General features: G+C 42.7%; 19 protein-coding genes. 8 read left to right on the top strand and 11 right to left on the bottom strand.

Annotated features, from left to right (window positions below):
• Positions 1-205: 205 nt before the first annotated feature.
• Positions 206-856, bottom strand: coding sequence for a DUF2939 domain-containing protein (locus ACZW67_RS04980; RefSeq protein WP_465182373.1), 651 nt, complete (start codon positions 854-856; stop codon positions 206-208).
• A 435-nt stretch (positions 857-1,291) separates the two neighbouring features.
• On the opposite strand from ACZW67_RS04980, the gene dnaJ reads away from it, so the two are divergent.
• From dnaJ to ACZW67_RS04965, 3 genes are all read left to right on the top strand, one after another.
• A complete protein-coding gene (dnaJ, locus tag ACZW67_RS04975; RefSeq protein WP_465182372.1) occupies positions 1,292-2,428 on the top strand; it encodes a molecular chaperone DnaJ in 1,137 nt (378 codons plus the stop codon).
• Between the two features lie 173 nt (positions 2,429-2,601).
• Positions 2,602-3,432 (top strand): 4-hydroxy-tetrahydrodipicolinate reductase, encoded by an 831-nt coding sequence (gene dapB / locus ACZW67_RS04970; protein ID WP_197128529.1) that lies wholly within the window; start codon positions 2,602-2,604, stop codon positions 3,430-3,432.
• A gap of 246 nt (positions 3,433-3,678) precedes the next feature.
• The gene (locus ACZW67_RS04965) at positions 3,679-4,584 is read left to right on the top strand and encodes a hypothetical protein (protein ID WP_465182371.1); all 906 of its coding nucleotides are present in this window, start codon (positions 3,679-3,681) and stop codon (positions 4,582-4,584) included.
• 94 nt (positions 4,585-4,678) lie between these two features.
• On the opposite strand, the gene ACZW67_RS04960 is transcribed toward ACZW67_RS04965, so the two are convergent.
• The 8 genes from ACZW67_RS04960 to erpA all read right to left on the bottom strand — a co-directional run bounded on the left by ACZW67_RS04960 (position 4,679) and on the right by erpA (position 13,117).
• Complete coding sequence (locus tag ACZW67_RS04960) at positions 4,679-5,854, bottom strand: type III PLP-dependent enzyme (RefSeq protein WP_465182382.1); 1,176 nt, start codon at positions 5,852-5,854, stop codon at positions 4,679-4,681.
• Positions 5,855-5,994: 140 nt separating this feature from the next.
• Entirely contained in the window at positions 5,995-6,543 is a 549-nt protein-coding gene (gene def / locus ACZW67_RS04955) for a peptide deformylase (protein ID WP_465182370.1), read from the bottom strand.
• A 218-nt stretch (positions 6,544-6,761) separates the two neighbouring features.
• The gene (locus ACZW67_RS04950; protein WP_465182369.1) at positions 6,762-7,016 is read right to left on the bottom strand and encodes a GlsB/YeaQ/YmgE family stress response membrane protein; all 255 of its coding nucleotides are present in this window, start codon (positions 7,014-7,016) and stop codon (positions 6,762-6,764) included.
• A gap of 317 nt (positions 7,017-7,333) precedes the next feature.
• On the bottom strand, positions 7,334-8,803 hold the full coding sequence (mpl, locus tag ACZW67_RS04945; protein ID WP_465182368.1) for a UDP-N-acetylmuramate:L-alanyl-gamma-D-glutamyl-meso-diaminopimelate ligase: 1,470 nt from the start codon (positions 8,801-8,803) through the stop codon (positions 7,334-7,336).
• A gap of 301 nt (positions 8,804-9,104) precedes the next feature.
• Positions 9,105-9,743 carry a copper resistance protein NlpE N-terminal domain-containing protein gene (locus ACZW67_RS04940; RefSeq protein WP_465182367.1) on the bottom strand — a complete coding sequence of 213 codons (639 nt, stop codon included), beginning with the start codon at positions 9,741-9,743 and terminating at the stop codon, positions 9,105-9,107.
• Between the two features lie 485 nt (positions 9,744-10,228).
• On the bottom strand, positions 10,229-10,756 hold the full coding sequence (locus tag ACZW67_RS04935; protein WP_465182366.1) for a disulfide bond formation protein B: 528 nt from the start codon (positions 10,754-10,756) through the stop codon (positions 10,229-10,231).
• A gap of 55 nt (positions 10,757-10,811) precedes the next feature.
• Complete coding sequence (gshA, locus tag ACZW67_RS04930; RefSeq protein ID WP_465182365.1) at positions 10,812-12,386, bottom strand: glutamate--cysteine ligase; 1,575 nt, start codon at positions 12,384-12,386, stop codon at positions 10,812-10,814.
• 350 nt (positions 12,387-12,736) lie between these two features.
• A complete protein-coding gene (gene erpA, locus ACZW67_RS04925; RefSeq protein ID WP_110922102.1) occupies positions 12,737-13,117 on the bottom strand; it encodes an iron-sulfur cluster insertion protein ErpA in 381 nt (126 codons plus the stop codon).
• A gap of 454 nt (positions 13,118-13,571) precedes the next feature.
• Here erpA and ACZW67_RS04920 point away from each other — a divergent pair, with 454 nt between their 5' ends.
• Positions 13,572-15,593, top strand: a complete 2,022-nt coding sequence (locus tag ACZW67_RS04920; protein WP_465182364.1) for an ABC-F family ATP-binding cassette domain-containing protein — start codon at positions 13,572-13,574, stop codon at positions 15,591-15,593.
• 114 nt (positions 15,594-15,707) lie between these two features.
• Here the strand turns inward: ACZW67_RS04920 and ACZW67_RS04915 are convergent, their stop codons facing one another.
• Positions 15,708-16,070, bottom strand: coding sequence for a septal ring lytic transglycosylase RlpA family protein (locus tag ACZW67_RS04915; protein ID WP_110922100.1), 363 nt, complete (start codon positions 16,068-16,070; stop codon positions 15,708-15,710).
• A gap of 612 nt (positions 16,071-16,682) precedes the next feature.
• Here ACZW67_RS04915 and ACZW67_RS04910 point away from each other — a divergent pair.
• From ACZW67_RS04910 to ACZW67_RS04895, 4 genes are all read left to right on the top strand, one after another.
• Positions 16,683-16,982 carry a Bor family protein gene (locus ACZW67_RS04910; RefSeq protein WP_465182363.1) on the top strand — a complete coding sequence of 100 codons (300 nt, stop codon included), beginning with the start codon at positions 16,683-16,685 and terminating at the stop codon, positions 16,980-16,982.
• Between the two features lie 9 nt (positions 16,983-16,991).
• Complete coding sequence (locus tag ACZW67_RS04905) at positions 16,992-17,285, top strand: Bor family protein (protein ID WP_465182362.1); 294 nt, start codon at positions 16,992-16,994, stop codon at positions 17,283-17,285.
• 322 nt (positions 17,286-17,607) lie between these two features.
• Positions 17,608-18,609 (top strand): DnaJ C-terminal domain-containing protein, encoded by a 1,002-nt coding sequence (locus tag ACZW67_RS04900; RefSeq protein WP_465182361.1) that lies wholly within the window; start codon positions 17,608-17,610, stop codon positions 18,607-18,609.
• A 110-nt stretch (positions 18,610-18,719) separates the two neighbouring features.
• On the top strand, positions 18,720-19,043 hold the full coding sequence (locus ACZW67_RS04895; protein ID WP_465182360.1) for a chaperone modulator CbpM: 324 nt from the start codon (positions 18,720-18,722) through the stop codon (positions 19,041-19,043).
• Positions 19,044-19,161: 118 nt separating this feature from the next.
• On the opposite strand, the gene sstT is transcribed toward ACZW67_RS04895, so the two are convergent.
• Positions 19,162-20,364, bottom strand: coding sequence for a serine/threonine transporter SstT (gene sstT / locus ACZW67_RS04890; RefSeq protein ID WP_201549701.1), 1,203 nt, complete (start codon positions 20,362-20,364; stop codon positions 19,162-19,164).
• Positions 20,365-20,475: the final 111 nt, after the last annotated feature.

Raw genomic sequence — 20,475 nt, 5'->3', positions numbered from 1 at the left:
GCTAAATTTTTCTCATTTTAAGCCCACAATCTAATTGATAACACGCCTTCGTTGATTCAAAAAACAGCCAAAGCAATCTTGCTAAGAATATAGGTGATACTCCTAGCGAGGTTCGCGCTGTGACTATTTTATAACAGATTATAATAGGTGCTTTTTTTATAGATAATTAGCGATAGCGCAAAAGTCGCAACCGCAGCATTTTATGTTATGGCAATACGATATCGACGATTTTCCAGTCAATCAGACCCTCACGTTGCATCTCTATGGTGAGTGGGTAGCCTTTAACTTGTCCGCTGATAGTGAAGCAATTAATGCCGCAATAACTCAGTTTAGGTTTGTCACTATCAGAGCCTTGAGCCACTTGCTTCTCAAGTTCAGCGGCTTGTTTTGCCATGATTTCTTGCATTTGGCTTTTGACCACCGCATCGACATCACCACGCTGGATAATGAGGTTTTGAATCAAATTTTTCAGATTGACCTGATTACTCGCGATAGCCCACGCCGCTGCCAACTCTTTGGTTGCTGTATTAGCCTGACCCTGAGTGTTAATAACTTTTTCAATATTCTGCGGAGTGATGGCACCATCAACAGCTTTTGCGATAAAACTATTGGCAGCCTCGGTCAAAGGCTCACCGCCTAGCTGAGACACTAACGGATATTGGGTCATCGTCGCCGTAAATTGACTGGTCAATTGGTTTTGCACACTAGGTCGTACTTGGTCATAGTCAATGGCCGCTGCAATAGTGGCACCGTCTTTGTCATCGTAGGCATTTTTGAGCTGATACGCACTATAATAAGGCGAGCCTGCATAGACGGCGACTACGATGATGATTAATAAAACAATCAGCTTCTTCATAAAAAACGATACCTTGTCGCAAACTTAGTAATTTTAAGATAAATGGCTATGTAATTTTAAGATAAATGGCTATAAACTTGGCGATAAATACTAGCACGGCTCAATTGTATTAAGGTATGAAAACCTTTGTTCGTTCCTTAATAAAACCTTTTTGTAGTGGCGAAATACTCTTAAACGATACTTTCCATCCCTGAGAGCTTGATAAATCATTATGCCATCTCCATAAATAGCGCAAACTTTTAATAATTGATTTGGCTAAGCAGCATCCCGCCGTATTCGCTTGTAAGATTCTTAACATTATCATCTCTTTTTCTTTACTATTCATTGTGTTTCATGTGAAACTTTTAAGTGAGAAGACGAGTAGCAATAATATAATGATTGATAAGGGTTACTGAATCGACCGGCCGGTGGACTGTAAAGACGATAGGAGAGCCCATGAGTAAGCGTGATTTTTATGAAATATTAGGTGTCAGTAAGACCGCTGATAGCAAGGAAATTAAGCGAGCTTACCGCAAGCTGGCCATGAAATACCATCCAGACCGTAACTCTGACGACCCTGATGCTGAAGACAAGTTCAAAGAAGCATCAATGGCGTATGAAGTACTGAGCAGCGAAGAAAAACGCTCAGCCTACGATCGCATGGGTCATTCAGCGTTTGAAAACGGCATGGGCGGCGGTGGCTTTGGCGGCGGCGGTGGCGGTAACTTCCAAGATATCTTTGGTGATATCTTCGGCAACTTCGGTGATATCTTCGGTCAGCAGCGTGGCGGCGGTGGCGGGCGTTCACGCCGTGGTTCTGATTTGCGTTACGTCATTGAGCTGACACTAGAAGAAGCGGTACGTGGCTGTAAAAAAGAAATCAGCTTTACAGCACCTGCACCTTGCGACACTTGTGATGGCAAAGGCGCAAAAAATGCCTCTGACGTTGTGACTTGTCAAACGTGTCATGGTCAAGGTCAAGTCCGTATGCAGCAGGGTTTCTTTGCTGTTCAGCAGGCCTGCCCACATTGCGGCGGCACTGGCAAGCAAATCAAAAACCCATGCTCTGACTGTCATGGTAATGGTGTCAAAGACAAATCACGTACGCTCGAAGTGTCTATCCCAGCGGGTGTCGATGATGGCGACCGTGTTCGTCTAGCAGGCGAAGGTGAAGCGGGCGGTGCTGGTGTCCAAAATGGCGACCTATACGTCGAAGTACGTGTTAAACAGCACAACGTCTTCACGCGTCAAGGCGCTGATCTCTATATGGATGTGCCAGTGAGTATCACTGATGCGGCATTGGGTAAAGAAGTCGAAATCCCAACGTTAGATGGTAAAGTAAAAATCAAGGTTGCTGAAGGCACGCAAAGTGGTAAGTTGCTACGTGTCCGTGGCAAAGGCGTGACGCCAGTTCGTACGACCATGAAAGGCGATTTGATTTGCCGCGTTGTCATCGAGACGCCAGTCAATCTAACGCGTGAGCAAAAAGACTTGTTACGTGAATTCCAAGATACATTAGATGGTGATAGCAAGCATCAACAGTCACCACATAAAAAGTCATTCTTCAAAAAGATTGGCGAGTTATTTGACTGATAGATTTACTTAACTGAATAATGACATTATCCAGAGCCCAACAGTTTCACGTGAAACTGTTGGGCTTTTTGCTGAGTGTATAAAAAGCCACTCAAGTGGGGATATTTGCTAAACTTACGATAAATAGTATTTTAAAACGCCTTTACTAAAAACAAAGCATTTAGGACAAAGATATGAGTCAACAAGTAAAAGAACAAACCATCAAAGTCGGTGTCATTGGAGCGGGTGGTCGTATGGGCCGTATGCTTATCGAAGCGGTAAAAGATAACACGCAAACGACATTGAGCGCAGCGATCGAGCGTCAAGGATCGAGTCTAGTAGGTGCTGATGCGGGTGAAGTGGCTGCTATCGGGCGCTTAGATGTGCAGATTGTCGATGATCTAAAGGCAGTCGTAGACGACATTGACGTGCTGATTGATTTTAGCTTACCTGATGCGACTGAAAAAAATATGCAAATTTGTGCTGAGCATAATGTTGCGATGGTCATCGGTACGACAGGATTCAACGAGCAGCAAGAGCAAGTATTGGCAAAAGCGAGTGAGCAGATTGCGATTGTTTATGCAGGTAACTACTCAACAGGCGTGAATCTGTCATTGAAATTACTAGGGATGGCAGCAAAAGCATTTGGCAATGACGCAGATGTAGAAGTCATCGAAGCACATCATAAGCACAAGATTGATGCGCCATCAGGTACTGCTTATATGATGGCAGAAGCTGTCGCAGAAGCACGTGGACAGAACCTAAAAGACGTCGCTGTTTACGGCCGAGAAGGACAAACGGGCGAACGCGAAGCAGGTACGATTGGTATCCATGCGATTCGTGGTGGTGAAATCATCGGAGATCACACCGTGATGTTTATCGCTGACGGCGAGGTAGTCGAGATTACCCATCGTGCCCGTGCGCGCATGACGTTTGCCGCTGGTGCTGTGCGCGCCGCGACTTGGATTATTCAGCAAGAAGTAGGGCAGTACAATATGCAAGACGTGTTAGGGTTAAATGATTAGGGCGTGTCCTTATTTTAAAAATGGTGATAAAAATGAGATAAATCGCAGTCAAACAAGGAAAATAGCGCAGATAATATCGAGATATTAGTCAGCTATTTGACGCCGTTTGGCAAGATTTAGCCATTTTTAATCCATTTAGATAACTATCGATTGAATTGAGGACACGCCCTAATAATTGAATGATTAATTTTTTAGTCTCGTTTGATTAAATCTCAATGAATGATGAGTCGCTGCTAGGAGCCAAACATGAATACGTTTAGACAGAGTTTGATAAAGGTGCTTAGCAGTGCTATTACTGCTAGTAAAAATATTGGCTACGCAGCTCAAACAGTCTTGGCGACCAGTCTGGTAGCTTTGCCTATCGTTGCACAGGCTATGACTTATGACACCTATGTTATTCATACCTATGGCGGTGACACATTACTACCTGCGGTGCGTCAGCAGTTGGACAGCAGTCGTGACGGCGGTACAGTCACAACTTATCAAGACAAATTAGTACTGAACACCACAGCGGCTAACTATCAGGCAGTGCAACAGCTATTGACTCAGATTGATGGTCAGCCGCAAGCCTTGACCGTCTCAGTACGCGTCGGCAATGATAGCAGCGCTCAGAATAGTATCCAACAAAGTCAGGTCATTATTACCAATCGTGGTATCCAAGGGTCAGGTATCATTAATCAAAGTAACAGTCAGCAGCAGGGCAGTAATTCATACCAAATAAAAACTTTATCTGGCAGCGCAGCAAGTATTAGTACTGGCACGCTCTACTCTCTAACTCAGGCTTATAGTAGCAATCGCTATGCAAATAACTATAATCTAAGGCCGCAGATTATTATTCAGCAGCAAGTACTGCTACCAACGACACAGGGAATTGCAGTAACACCAAGACTGCTGCCTACTGGCCAAGTCGAAGTACAGCTGTCTCAAGTGGAAGAAAAACTGGTGCGATCTAATTCGCCTTATAATCGAAGCGATTCTGTTAATAATGCTATTCAAGGTCAAAGTCTGAACAGTACGATTATCGTGCCTCGTGGACAGTGGGTGACTATCGGAGAAATTTCTCAAAACAGTCAAAATCAAAGTACCAGCTATGGCGGTAATCAGGCAGCCAGTAGTAATAATAGTGTGCCCATTTCACTCTTGGTACAGTAGCCAGTTATCGATGATACTGCCAAACACAAAAAAGCGCGGCACTGTAATGAACAGTACCGCGCTTTTTTATGGATGACTATTTATATATATAAAGCTAATCAATATAAATGACTTCTAATGGCGGGAAACCATTGAATTCAACTGATGAGTAAGAATTGGTGTAAGCACCAGTGGTTAGCCAATAGATTTTATCGCCAATTTCTAACTCTTCTGGTAACTGATAACCCGCTTCTTCATACATGATATCAGTTGAGTCACACGTTGGACCGGCCAATACCACAGTACCTTCGCTGGTTGATGTCTCCATCTTAGGCGTATAGATAGGGTATTTGATGGCTTCACCTAAGGTTTCAATTAAGCCTTGGAATAGACCCACATCCGTATAGACCCAACGGGTTAAATCAGTATGAGATTTACGAGAAATCAAAACGATGTCGCTGACTAGAACGCCCGAACCGCCAACCAATGAACGGCCTGGCTCAAGAATAATCTCAGGCATGTCCTCTTCGTTGTAGTCATCTGTTAGATAACGTGTAATCTCTTCCGCGTAAACTTTGATAGGGTTTACTTCGCTGATATAGTTGGCTGGGAAACCACCGCCCAAATTGATCATTTGTAGCTTGATGTCTTCTTCATTTTTCATCCAGTCAAACATATATTTGACCTTAGCTAATGCATCGTCCCAAGCGGCAACGTCTTTTTGCTGACTGCCTACATGGAACGAGATACCATAAGGTACCAAGCCTAGATCGCGAGCCTGAATCAATAGCTCAATCGCCATATTAGGGTGACAACCGAATTTACGTGACAGCGGCCATTCAGCAGTCTCTGAACCCTGAACTAAAATACGAACGAATACCTTAGAACCGGGCGCATGCTTCGCGATATTTTTTAAATCAGCTTCTGAATCAGTTGCATATAGATCGACGCCTTTCTCAAAGGCATATTTGACATGATCCGCTTTTTTAATCGTATTGCCATAAGAGATACGTGATGGCTCAACACCGCAATCAAGCACACGGTCAAGCTCATAAATTGATGCACAATCAAAGTTTGAACCCAGATCAGCCAGTAGGTTGATGACCTGAACAGCAGGGCTGGCCTTCATGGCATAATGGATTTTAGCATTAGGAAAAAACCCAACCATTTCATGATACTTGGTCTTAATACGGCTAAGGTCCACCATCAAAAACGGTGTCTCACGACCTTCAGCAGCTTTGGTGAATTTCTGCCAGTTGGCAGGGTCAAAATATTGGTCAATTTTGATCATGGTCATGGTAGGGAACCTTTAGTATAGACAGCACATGTTATAGGGTAGAACGAGTATCATAATATTGCCATCGAGCCATTAGTAATACTTAGCTGATGTGACAACTGGTTTATATGACAATCAATTTATATGATGAATCATTAAGAGTTGGTAGGCTGTGGCTCAGCGGTTTGTTCGCCTTGCTTTTCACGTATTTTGACGACTTTACGTACTTTATCGCGCGCGCGAGTCTGTTTTAGACGTGATAAATAATCGACGAATATAACGCCATTTAAGTGATCCATTTCATGTTGGATACATACCGCGAGTAAGCCTTCTACTTCTTCGTCAATTTTTTCACCATTTTCGTCCAAGGCTTCAATACGTACTTTGTTTGGACGTTCAACGCTATCATAAACCTCAGGAACTGACAAACAACCTTCTTCATACGGCTGCTTCTCTTCTACCAGTGGCGTCACTTTAGGGTTAATAAAAACTCTAGGGCTATCTTTATCTTCTGATAAATCCATGACGATAAGTTGAATATGGCGATCCACTTGGCTGGCAGCCAAACCAATACCTTGGGCGTCATACATTGTCTCAATCATGTCGGCGATTAAGGTTTTTATTTCAGCAGTCACTTCTTTGACAGGCTTGGCAAGTGTGCGCAGGCGTGGATCTGGATAATTTAAGATAGGGAGTAAAGTCATAACGCTTACCTCAATGATAAGGATAAAATAGGGTTGGTATTATAAGATAAATGGGGGCAAAAGTAATGTTTATCAATACTTTCCCGCAATTATCACCTCTTCCTAAGACCAAATAACGAAGGTGAGAGTTTGTCGTATGACAAACGAAAAGGCCTCGCGATCAGCAAGGCCTTCTCTTTATATCATCATTATTGCATTACAATTAATACTGCGATCAACTATGCGCCGCGTTTGTTGGTAATCATCTCATACACAAACAGTAGTATGATGGCACCGATGACCGAGAATATTAGCCCAGTGAATCCACCATCGGCATTGATACCGACTAGGTTGGCTAATAAACCACCAACCAAAGCACCGACGATACCTAATACAATAGTCATTATCCAACCCATAGGATCATTGCCTGGCTTGATAGCTCGCGCCAATAAACCTGCGACTAGTCCTACAATAATCATCCAAATAAAACCCATAGTATTCTCCTAAGTTATTATCATTTATAGTAATTTCTCATTTTGATAAATACATTGTAATCATCGTATCTGAGCAAAGCTAAGCATGAAATGTTACCAGTGTATAATCTATGTGAGAAAACAGACCGATTTGCTAATATGAATGCAAAGTAGGTAAGTGAAAGTTTATAAAGGTAGTGACATCGAAAACGTTAGCTATAATAGATGCCTATTAAATATACTAATACACCATCTAAGAGTGAATGATTAAGAAAAAAAGCGTGGCTCGTCAATAACGATGCCATACTTTAGCTCTAATAAGAGGGCGTTCAGCTCAGTTATTGATTACGTAGAGCCGTTAATAGACGTTGATGAATCCCTTCAAAGCCGCCATTAGACATGATGACAATCGCATCACCTGCTTGAGCATGCGTGCCGATATGCTCAATGATAGCGTCAGTACTAGACAGTACTTGTTGGTTGCCCATATTCGGATTTGCAGCATTAGCGAGTTCGATGACTTCTCTTAGACCCCATTCAAGGCCTGTAGGCTCATACCACAGCGTATGGTCTGCGAGTGCAGCTGATTCGGCTAGGCTATCTTGATGAATGCCCATTTTCATCGTATTGCTGCGCGGTTCGATAATGGCCCAGATACGTCTATCAGACAGCTTCTTTTTGGCACCATCTAACGTCGTGGTAATGGCGGTTGGATGGTGGGCAAAATCATCGAATACTAAGATATCATTTACATCACCGATCAGCTCCATGCGACGCTTGATACCAGCAAAAGCAGACAAAGCAGCACAAGCAGTAGAGACGCTGACACCCACATTGTAAGCTGCAGCTACCGCAACTAATGCATTATTAACATTATGGATGCCGCTCATTGCCCAATTGACGGTGGCGGTAGAATCAAGGTCTTCGCTGAATCTTACTTTAAATTGGCTACCATCTTCGCTAATAAGCTCAGCTTGCCAGTCGCTATCATTTACAAGGTTGTCAGCGGCGCTCTTATCAACCACTGATGTGCGCCAAACAGGTGTCCAAACGCCTTTCGCCAACGTATCTTCTAAACTGGCGGTCGCTGCTGGCATGATGATTTTACCAGTGCTTGGAATCATACGCACCATGTGATGAAATTGAGTCTGAATCGCATTGAGATCCGCAAAGATATCAGCATGATCAAACTCAAGATTATTTAGAATGGCAGTACGCGGGCGATAATGCACAAACTTTGAACGCTTATCAAAAAATGCAGAGTCATACTCATCGGCTTCAATGACAAAATAGCCAGTATCTGAGCTATCCTCACTCGCCCTTTCTGCGCCCAAATAACTGCTGTGCGCAAAGACTTGCTGTAGACGCTCATCCGTTGTATCGACTAATGGTACGCCACCAATCAAAAACCCAGTATCGATACCAGCATAGTGCAATATCCAAGCGAGCATGGTAGTCGTTGTGGTCTTGCCATGAGTGCCTGCTACTGCTATCACGTGGCGCGATTGCAACACTTCCTCAGATAAAAACTGTGGCCCCGACGTATAGCGTAGTCCGGTATCCAACATATATTCGATCACGTCCATGCCGCGCTTCATCGCATTACCGACGACGACCAAGTCTGGTGCTGGCTGCAAATGTTCTATCAGGTAGCCTGCTTCAATAGTGACGCCTGCATTTTCTAATTGGGTGGACATAGGCGGATACACATTGGCATCAGAGCCAGTGACGGTGTGCCCAAGTTCTCGCGCTAGTAAGGCCAACGAGCCCATAAAAGTACCACAAATACCAAGAATATGAATGTGCATAGACGTTCCGTATGAGCGTAAATTGAAAGAATGAAAACGTAAAGTTGTTTGTAATATCAGCAGAATAGACAGCTGATTATTATAGGTCGAACCCCGCCTACATATTATCCGTACCAATGACCTTTATTGCAGAATGAGCAAGAAGTCATCAAAGTATCAACAGGGTAAACAGCCACTCATTGTAAAGTAAACACTATTAGATGACCAATAAAAAACGCCTTAAAAGTAGGCGTTGTTTTGTGTAGTGGCTTAGGTGTTTATTTATTCGAACTTGTTGGTATCTGACGATCTGTCTACTGTCTTATTTACGTGACAAGGTATAGTCATTATTAGGACTCTTGTTTTCGTCCATCAATATAAGATGATTGTCTTGAATACTATAGGTCTCAATCTGTTTTTGTTGGTAGACAATCGTAATCTTATTATTATCTTGACGATAGATGCCAGACTCAAAAAGCGGTGAACGTGGCGTCTCAGGACTATTGTAAACACTGGTCTTGAGTACTGAGCCATCAGCGAATAAGTTTAGTGTGACATCGATATTATCACAAGATAAACAAGGCACCATACCACCATAATCACCCATTAGCGTCGCTTGTAATGCGCTGCTATGTGATTTTGAATCTGTTTGTGTTTGGTAGGCGTTAGACTCATTGCTCGGTTGTGCAGCAGCAATCAGCGATTGGCCTTCTGCGTTATCTTGCTCACTATCACTATCAGAGCCTTGTAACCCGTCACTATTGTCTGACAAGCTATTTGTAAGGTCAGCTGACGCTGAGCCATCAACAGGGATAACTTCATTTACCATACCCTGATCAGTATTAGACGAAGCATTGTCACAGCTGATAAGGACTACGCAAAAAGGTAGTGCCAGAAAAAAACGGCCATAGCGTCTGATGACAGTTAATGTAATAGAGCAAACAGGCGCAAAATATATCATGGTCACACCAAAAACAGTTTTTAAATAATATTTCTGCAGATTACCCATACTATGAGCAATGTGATTCTATCGTCAAAAATGCAAGATAGTGGGAAATATAAGCGTTGAAAGAGCATTATTTGAGGTTTTGTTGCCAAAAGATATGATACGAAGCAGACGGAATATTAGCCAAAAACAAACGTCAGAGTAAAAGCTATCTCAGTCATATCAACCAATAAGAAAACAAAATAAGCAGGGTCAAGATACCAAAGATTGAAGATATCTCTGTAGAATTTTTGTTATGGGGTACTTAAAGGGGAGTGTTGTTTAAGCAATGAGAGCTTTAGAAAAGAAGGTATAGTAGAGGTGGTTTTCAGGTCAGCAGCGCTTTAGTGGTAAAGCAGTTTTCATCTAGATAGATATCAAGTCATATTGCCTGTATATCTATCTAGATGAAGGATGGTAGCGTAAAAAAGTATGGAATTTATGTACTCGTTAAGCAGTTATTAAGCGGTGTGGATAGGGGTGACAGGTCGTAAGATACGCCATAATATCAGCACATGTACCAATAATAGCACGCTAAATAGAATCAAAGACTGCTCAGGGATACTTAATCCTATAAAGGTCCAAGCAATTTCAGCACATTCACCAGAGCCGGCGAAAACTTCTTTGAATACTTGCAACACAGGTAGGGTGTCTATCCAATAATTTAGACCTGGGCCACAAGATGGAACCAAATCGGCAGGTAAGTGCTGTAACCAGACATGGCGTACTGCGACTGCTGTAGACCAGCCAATGCCTATCAGGCTACCGAGCCACAATAGCAGTCTCATGCCTTTAGACTTTGGATTAAATACTGCCGATATCAGAGCAAAACTGCCCATGACAATTAGGCCAACACGTTGAAAAATACAAAGTGGGCACGGTAAAAGCCCCAAATGACGCTGTAGAAAAAACAGCGCAAAACTCATACCGATTACGGTCATAATGACCAAAAACACTTGCAAAGAGCGGTAGGTGGCTAGCTTTAGCATTGGGCAATTACTCTTATAAAATAGTCAGCTATAAATGTTAAATGGTAATCAGAACTTAGCGGTACTGCTGCAAAAATTCCATAAAGTCTTCTGTTTCCGCTTTTTCGATATCTGCTTGTTGAAGTATCGATTTTTCTGCCAGCACTTCATACTTAGCTTGAGTGTTTGGACTGAGCGTTTGCTGCAGTAACGAGTTACGGTGCTGCTGCGCCAAAGTAAAGCCAAGCTGCCATAGGCTACCCAAACGCTGACTATCGGAATTGACTTGTGCTGAGATGGTTGACTCAGAGTGTCCTGCTTTGCCTTGCATTAATGCAACTGCTGCACGGTAATCATTGCCACCATAATGAGCATCAAGCAACGCGGCAAGTGGCTGCATACGCTCTAGATGTGTCAGCATCCAGCTCTCAAGCAATTGCTCTTCGCCGTTATTGATGATGTGTAGACCATCACGGCGACCCTCGTTTACTACACGTTCAAGGTTGATAGCTAGTGATTCTTCTTCCTCAGGTAGCAAATCAGGGGAGTCATTGAACAGGCAATACAGTGCCATGACTTCTAAGAAGCAGGCACTAGACAGACGAATACCGACATCACTATAAGGGTCAAGATCGATGGCACGGAATTCAACATATGCAATACCGCGACGTTCAAGCGCTTCAGTTGGCGTCTCACCACTCATCGCGATTTGCTTCGGTCGGATAGGGCTATAGTATTCATTTTCTATTTGCAAAATATGATTATTGATCTGAATAGGGTTGCCCTCAGCATCCTCTAATCCAAGCTTGGTAAAGCTCTCATGCGGTGTTTGAATCGCACGGCGCAACCCTTCAACATATTCTGGCAAATAGTTATAACGAATATCGAGCTGCTCTTGCACACTATTGGTATAGCCAAGCTTGCCCATACGCAGACTAGTGGCAGTGGGCTTATAGTAGGTTGAGTTGTTTAGCAGTTCTAAATCATGCTCGCGACCCGCTAAGAAACAAGGACAAACGCTTGGACTGGCACCCAATAGATAGAGAACCAGACTGGTTAATCGCTTGAAGTTACGGATAAGCCCAAGGTATTTTTCATTTTTGAATTCTGTGGGCGTTTGGTCTTGCGCGGTAGGTGTTTGCGCTTGCCAGACGTCAAAGAGTCCGTCACCGAAAGACAAGTTATAATGCAAACCAGCAATCGTCTGCATACGGCGACCATAACGAATGCCCAAACCACTACGATATAACGTCTTGAGCTTACCAGTATTAGAGCTACCATAATCAGCCAATGGGATGTCTTCATCTTTTGATGACAGCATGCAAGGCATCGACAGTGGCCACATCAGCTCACCTTCAGGCATGGCTTGATAGACCAATACATGCAACTGACGCAGCATGTTTAGCGTTTCTTTTGGCGAGGTCTTAGGGTCGGTAATGAGCTCAAGCAGGCTTTCTGAATAATCGGTGGTGATAAATGGATGGGTGAGTTTTGATCCAAGTTTGGCTGGGTGCGGTGTTTGGGCCAGATATCCGTCAGGTCTAACGCGCAGACCTTCTTTTTCGATACCGCGTAACATGCCCGCTAAATGCTTGCTGTCAAACCAGTTAGGGATTTCAAAGTTCACAAAGCTACTCGCAAAATTACTCATAATAGTCATCTATTGTTATTTATTATGGAGGATCAAAACACGACTAGCGTTCGACCATAAAAGAGGTAAATATTGGATTAAGAATTCCGTCAGTTTAGCTCAAAGCTGCCTTGAAAACCACGGACGATTACAAATACGATAAGCTTTACAATGGCTTATCTGTCTGAATATCAGTGGATATTTAGGCCACACTGTTTTTAAGTAATGTGTCATTCAAGCGCTATAAAACCAAGTGAATAAAAAGCACCTACCTAGCAGATAGATGCTTTTAATAGATGACGTCAAGCTACTTATCATCGCTATAGCCAATAACTAGGGCATCTGAATGAACACTCACGGATACCGCTAATTTAGATTGAGAATGAAGAGCCACAGCCACAAGTAGTCGTTGCATTCGGGTTGGTCACGATAAAGCGTGCGCCTTCTAACCCTTCAGTATAGTCAACAGTAGAACCTTGCAAATACTGGTAGCTTAGTGAGTCTACCACTAAGGTCACATCTTCATTGTCAAAGTTGGCATCATCTTCATTCAACTCATTGGCAAAATTAAAGCCATAAGAGAAACCTGAGCAGCCACCGCCAGTCACATAGACGCGTAACATAAGGTCGCTATCACCTTCTTCTTCACGTAGGCGACGTACTTTTTGTGCGGCACTATCGGTTAGGCTTAGTACCGTTGGATCTACTGGCTGGCTCGAGCTTGGACTAAATTGGTTGGCTGATTCGTTCATATCTACCTCAGTTGCTAGGATCAAATGCGGTCGTCGTCCTGTTTGGGTTTGCAATGAAATGGTTGCAAATAAAGATACGCACGGCGTTTGATTTAATTGGGTGCTGTTATTAGGATAAAGCTATTGGAGCAATATAAGCTGTTTGTGCCATCCAAACGCTTGGGCATACAGTCGGCACTTATCTTTTAGCAGTATATCATAATGGGGGTCGTGAATCGTTTGTCAAGAGTGACGCTGCTAATCGAATTTATCGCATTCAATATAAGCCTTTGTGACCCTGATAATTGCTTATAAGGCGAAAGGCTTTTAACTTCAATAAATACTTAGTTTTGAAATAGTTATTTAATCGTTTGCCTATCGGGCAAGCGTTTGAAATAATAGCCGCCAGTTAGCATGCCAGATGTGTGTTTTTATTGCCTTATTTTTTATATTACTGTTGAGATGAAGAAATTATATGATCGAATTTAAAGACGTTGGTGTTCGCCGTGATGGTCGTGAATTGTTTGCAGGTGCAAGCTTCCAGCTACATCCGGGTCACAAGGTTGGCTTAACAGGCAATAACGGCACAGGTAAATCTACTCTGTTCGCTTTATTACTCACGCGAATGGGTAAGGGCGATACGGAAGTTACCCTTGATAAGGGCGAAGTGAGCATTCCTGATAGCTGGCATGTGGCACATATGGCGCAGGAAGTGGGCGCGACTAAGCAGACGGCCATTGATTATGTATTAAGTGGTGATGAGCAGTGGTATGAGATTAATGCTTCATTGAATGATTTGAGCAGCGTCAGTGATGAGCAGATTGGTATATTGCATCAGCAATTTGATGAAATTGATGGCTATCGTACGCCAACCAAAGCCGCGCAAATTATGGCGGGCTTGGGTTTCAATACCAATCAGCATGAGCTACCAGTAGAAGGGTTTTCAGGTGGTTGGCGTATGCGCTTAAACCTTGCCAAAACTTTGATGAGCCGTGCTGATCTTATGTTACTCGATGAGCCGACCAACCATTTGGATTTGGATGCGATCCTTTGGCTAGAGACTTGGATCAATGCTTTTATGGGTCTGGTGATTGTTATCTCACATGATCAAGCATTCTTGGATGCGACGGTCGGTCATATTTTGCATGTAGAACAACAAAAAATCACGCTTTATACGGGTAACTATCAGCAGTTCATTCGCACGCGTCATGAGCGTATGGCACAGCAGCAGCAAGCGTTTGAGAAGCAAGAAGCAACCAAAGCACATTTGGATGACTTTATTCGTCGTTTCCGTGCCAAAGCCAGTAAAGCCAAACAGGCCCAGAGCCGTATCAAGCAGCTTGAGCGTATGGCGGAATTGTCACCAATGATGGCGGACAACCCGTTCTCGTTCCGTTTTTATGAGCCAGCCAATATGAGCTCACCGCTGATTGAGCTGACGAAAGCAGATATTGGTTATAGCGACGTACCACTGCTGCACAATGCCAATGTACAGGTGACGCCAGATACACGTCTTGGCTTGCTAGGTATGAATGGTGCAGGTAAATCTACACTCATTAAGGCATTGGTTGGCGAGCTTGGTATATTAACAGGCACGTATCGTATGTCTGATACGCTGAAACTGGGTTATTTTAACCAGCATCAAATGGATATTTTAGATGCCAAGGCAACACCGATAGAGATGCTGCGTCGTCTAGCTGGCAAGACGTCTGATGCGATGCTACGTTCATTTTTAGGTAGCTTTGACTTCCGTGGTGATCGTATTGACACCCCAAGCGAGCTGTTCTCAGGTGGTGAACGTGCACGTTTGACACTAGCGTTAATTGTTTGGCAGCGCCCGAACGTTTTAGTGCTTGATGAGCCAACCAACCATTTAGATTTGCAAATGCGTCAAGCATTGACCATCGCACTACAAGGCTTCGAAGGGGCAGTGGTCTTGGTTTCGCATGATCGTGAATTGATTGCTAACGTTTGCGATGAGCTGTATTTGGTACATGACGGTATTATCGAAGAGTTCGATGGTGATATCGGCGACTATGGCAAATGGCTGGCAGAAAAGCGCAAGCAAGAGAATTCATCAGATAAAAACACTGGTAAGAAAAAAAGTAAAAAAGAGAGCAAGAAATTCGTTTCACGTGAAACAAATAGCAGTCAAGTGAACAGTCAAGCATCTGATACTTCATCAAAGAGTAAAGCTGCTGAACCTACACTAAGTAAAGAAGAGCAGCGTAAATTGGCGGCTGAACAACGCAAACTTACTGCTCCTATTCGCCGTGAGATAGAAGACACAGAAAAGCTATTGGCTAAAATTGATGGCCAGCTTGTGACGCTAGAAGAAAAACTGGCTGATACAACATTGTATGAAGAGAGTCGTAAGTCTGATCTGCTTGTTCTACTCAACGACCAAACAGCACTACAACAGCAGCATAGTAATAACGAAGAGAAACTATTGCTATCAATGACGACGTTAGAGGAAATAGAGTCTGCTGCGAAGTAGAGGGGGGTTATATAGAGAACTGCAACTAGAAGGTTTAAGTGTTTGTTCAGCAGTTTTTAGATTATATAAGCAGGCATAAAAAAGGGAGAGCTAACGCTCTCCCTTTTTATTACATTATTCCTTACGGTATTTACCATCACCATAAGAGAGTATTTCCATTGTCGTCGTGCACAATTGACAGTTTATTTGACCAGCAGCGGCTTTTGACAAATCAAGAATACGGCCTCGAATAAAAGGTCCTCTATCAGTGATTTTTACGATTACGCTCTGCTTTGTCTTTTGGTTGGTTACTTGTACCTTCGTGCCGAACGGTAACGTGCGATGCGCAGCGGTCAATGAGTTCATGTTGAAGATACTACCACTAGCCGTACGTTTCCCGTGGAACTTGCTGCCATAATAGCTGGTGTTGCCAGCGAAAACAGTGGTACTAAGCAGTAGTGATAAAGTGATAACTAAAGACTTGATTAAATAAGACATTTAATACCTTTAAGCAATTTATAAGATAGACAGATACTCTTGCCTACGTTATTTATACTCCCTATGAGTATGAATAATAGGGGGATTTTACAAGAAGGAGCTTGTCATATTATTACTGCTATGTAAAAAAAACTCTTAGGGTCAAATGCCTGTTTTTTAAGGAGAAAATGATACTTTTGGGAATAAGAAACGAAATCATAAGTGCTAAAAATGGTCTTATAGAGATTGGTTCTTATAAAGAGCTCAACAAAATACTGGAAATCTAGCAACATGACATAGATAGGTAATATATAAAGGCTGAAACTGTTCATATAGTACAAATAACGTCCAACAAGCCTAATCAAAAATATCGAAGATAATGTAAAATTACCTTGCTGTATTATTACTATTTTGTACGAAATAAAATATTTAACAGTATTTTGGAACATTTATCAAAAATACTCATTCTATAGGATAAAAAGAGTAAATATTATTCGGTGTGATAAATCCTACTCATGCTTATTAAGTTACCATTGTAAAAGATAATGAAAAATTGACTTACAAATGTGTTGCAATATAGTTAGTTTGACAGTATTATCTGCACCAAACAAATATCAGTCATTGAGATCATGTATGAAGAAAATAGTTGCTGTGGCACTTCTCGCTGTTCTGACATCAGGATGTGCGACCCAAAATTATCTTGTGTCATCATCAGAAGCACCAACTGCTTCAGTGAAACCATCTGCTGAAAAAATGCAGACGTTTTTCGTGAGTGGCTTAGGACAAGAAAAAGAGATTGACGCTGCCCAAGTCTGCCAAGGACAACAAAATGTTGCCAGTATCCAGACAAAATCCAACTTTATTAACGTTGTACTAGGCGTTTTCTCTAATGGTATTTATACCCCTCGTCAAATCCGTGTTTACTGTAAGTAAGGAATAATTATGAAAAAACTATTAACAACGGCATTGATGGGTTCAGTATTGTTGGCATCAGGTTGTGCGACTCAAACAGCTCTTATCCAACCAACCCAAAATATTGTCCCAGAGTATACTAAGTCACAGACTTTCTTTATTAGTGGTATTGGGCAAGCGCAGACTGTCAATGCTGCTGAAGTCTGCGGCGGCGCCCAAAACGTTGCTAAAGTACAAACCGTACAAGAGGCTAAAGACATCGCGCTAGGCTTAGTGACTTTTGGTATTTATACCCCTCGTACAGCTAAAGTTTTCTGCCGATAAGATTACTTATTATTGCATTGCTAATATTGCTTACTAATTAATCAGCCATTAAGTGATGTATTATTAAGCCTTTGATAAAAAGAGCAAACAGCGACTGTTTGCTCTTTTTTTTATGTCTGAATAGTCAAATAACTGCTGAAAGCAGGCTAACATTTATTCAATAACCATCAATATGGATGATGCTAGAATCAAAGTAGAGTATGCTTATATACATACAATGAGTTATTTTTATAATGGGCAGGCAGTACCTAGATGCTAATTAGATTTGAGTAGTTTCTATTGTGTACATAATATAAGAGCTGAGATGGTAAGGACTAATAACATGGCAGAGAAAAACTACTATGACATTTTAGGGGTCAAAAAAGACGCCTCAGACGCCGATATCAAAAAAAAATACCGTAAGCTCGTTCGTCAATATCATCCTGATGTGAGTGATCATCCAGATGCTGATAACAAGATTGCGGAGATTAATAATGCCTACGAGACCATCAGAGACAAAGACAAACGTGCTGAATATGATGCCATGTTAGACAATCCATTTGCAGGTCAATCTGGTGCCAGTGGCTTCGGTGGACAATCCGCCGGCAGTGGTCAGGGTGGATTCCGTTGGGAAGATGTCAAAGACCAGTTCGGTGATGGCGAAGCCTATGGCGATGGTGGCTTTCGTTTCGATGATATTTTTTCAGCATTTGGTCATGGCGCGCGTGGCTCGACTAATGGTCAAGCTGGTGGACAATCACAACGTGGCGGTTTTGGGTCGCAAGATAGCAAAGGTCAAGACCAACATGCAGAGATTACGGTTGATTTGGCCTCGGTCTATAATGGTGACGACTACAGTATCAAATTAAACGTCCCCGTTCGTCAGACCAATGGCAGCGTAGATTATGATAATAAAACGCTCAAAATTAAGATTCCTAAAGGCATCACTGATGGCAAGCAGATTCGTCTAGCAGGACAGGGTGCAGCGGGTGCTGGTCGTGGTAAAAATGGTGATTTATTTCTAAAAGTCAAAATCTTGCATGCAGACAATATCAGGATAGAAGGTGCTGATGTCTATCAGACTGTCAATATAGCGCCATGGGAAGCGGCTTTGGGTGAGAAAATAACGGTCAGTACGCCTGCAGGCAAACTTGGTGTGACCATTCCTAAAAACAGTAAGTCTGGCAGCAATCTACGACTAAAAGGTAAGGGCATTCCAGCCAAGCAAGTGGGGGATTTATATTTAACCCTGAATATTATTAATCCTGATATCAATACTGAGGCTGCTAGCCAAGCTTATGAGCAATTAAAACAAGCCTTTGCCGAGACGAGTATAGAACGTTAATGGCAATGGAAATGCTTAGCAACAGTGCTTAATAACAGTCAGAAACCACTGCAATAGAGATGAAGACCATACGATAACGATGAAATAAAGCGCAAACGAGGATAATAGCTATGAAACACTCGCCTGAATTGACCGATATTATCATGAGCTTAGATGAGCTAGTATCTGCCTGTGGCCAAGAACGCCAATGGGTCATCGAATTGATTGAAGAAAATATTATTGAATATGATGTGCCAGAACGTGAGCAGTTTACTGGTTATCAGCTGACGACAGTGCGCCGTGCCTCACGACTTAGCCGCGACTTTGAAGCCAGTGTCCCTGCGATTGGTTTAATACTGGAGCTATTAGATGAGGTGGAGCAATTACGCCAATTAAAACGCCAATTAGACCTGCAAGCACCAGTGGTAGAAGTGGATATTCACCATCTAAAGTAGTCGAATTAGCAGTAAAAAATAGCCAGTAAAACAGAGCCAATAAAAAAGGGCCTCAATGCTAAATTGGGCCCTTTATTGTTTTTAGTTTCTCTATTTATAGCGTTTAACTTTCTATAAATTAACGAGAATACGTCGGATCAGCGGCTGCTGTGAATAGTACATCCGTTGAGGAGTTCAGCGCTGTTTCTGCCGAATCTTGTATCACCCCGATGATAAAGCCAATCGCAACTACTTGCATAGCGATATCGTTTGGAATGTTGAATAAGCTGGCAGCTAACGGAATCAGTAGCAATGAACCACCAGCAACACCAGAGGCTCCGCAAGCACTGATGGTTGCGACCAGACTCAGTAGAAGCGCTGATGCAAAACTCACCTCGATACCTAAAGTATGTGCTGCTGCAAGCGTTAAGACGTTAATCGTAATCGCTGCACCTGCCATATTAATAGTGGCACCGAGTGGAATAGTCACAGAATAAGTATCTTCGTGCAGACCTAGTTTGCGCGCAAGGTTCATATTAACGGGAATGTTGGCCGCTGAACTGCGAGTGAAGAAAGCCGTAATCCCTGATTCACGTAGGCATCTGAATACGAGCGGATAAGGGTTTTTACCTGTTTTGACTAGCACGATAAGAGGGTTGGCGACCAACGCGATAAATAGCATACAGCCGATAAGCACCATCAAGATACGTGCATAACCTGCCAAAGAAGCAAAGCCTGTCTCAGCGACGGTATTTGCGACCAAGCCTAAGATACCGAAAGGTGCTAGCGCAATGATCCATTTGACCACTTGCGAGATTGCATCAGAAAAGTCACTGACCACTGTTCGTGCAGTATCACTGGCTTGACGCAGCGCAAAACCAATGATGATGGCCCATGCTAGAATACCAATATAATTGGCTTCAGCAATGGCGTTGATAGGGTTGGCCACCAAGTTCATCAGTAAGTTGGTCAATACGGCTTCTAAGTTGGCTGGTGGTACTTGCTCAATCGTTGCATTTATCAAGACTAAGTTAGTCGGGAATAAAAAGCTGGCACCGACTGCGGTCAGTGCAGCCAAAAAAGTGCCGAACATATACATGATAAGTACAGGTTTGACATAAACTTTGTTGCCGCTACGGTGTTGGCTGATAGCAGCCATGACCAAAACAAATACCAGTATCGGAGCAACGGCTTTTAGTGCACCCACAAACAGCGTACCCAGTAGTCCCAATGCAATACCGATTCCTGGTGCTAGCCAACCAATCAATACTCCTAAAATTAAACCAATAATAATGAGCGGCACTAGCCCTATACGCTGGTACATCGCAATTAGTGAACGCATCTATACATCCTCGATTTAGTCAATACTCCAAATTATTTATAAACAGTTACCGCATTAACCTTGCTTAAAATACGCAGTGTACGCTCGGTTGCTCTGTCGCCATTTTGAAAT

The sequence above is a fragment of the Psychrobacter sp. TPE 89C genome, assembly GCF_055522395.1.
This window is presented reverse-complemented; position numbering and strand designations above follow the sequence as displayed.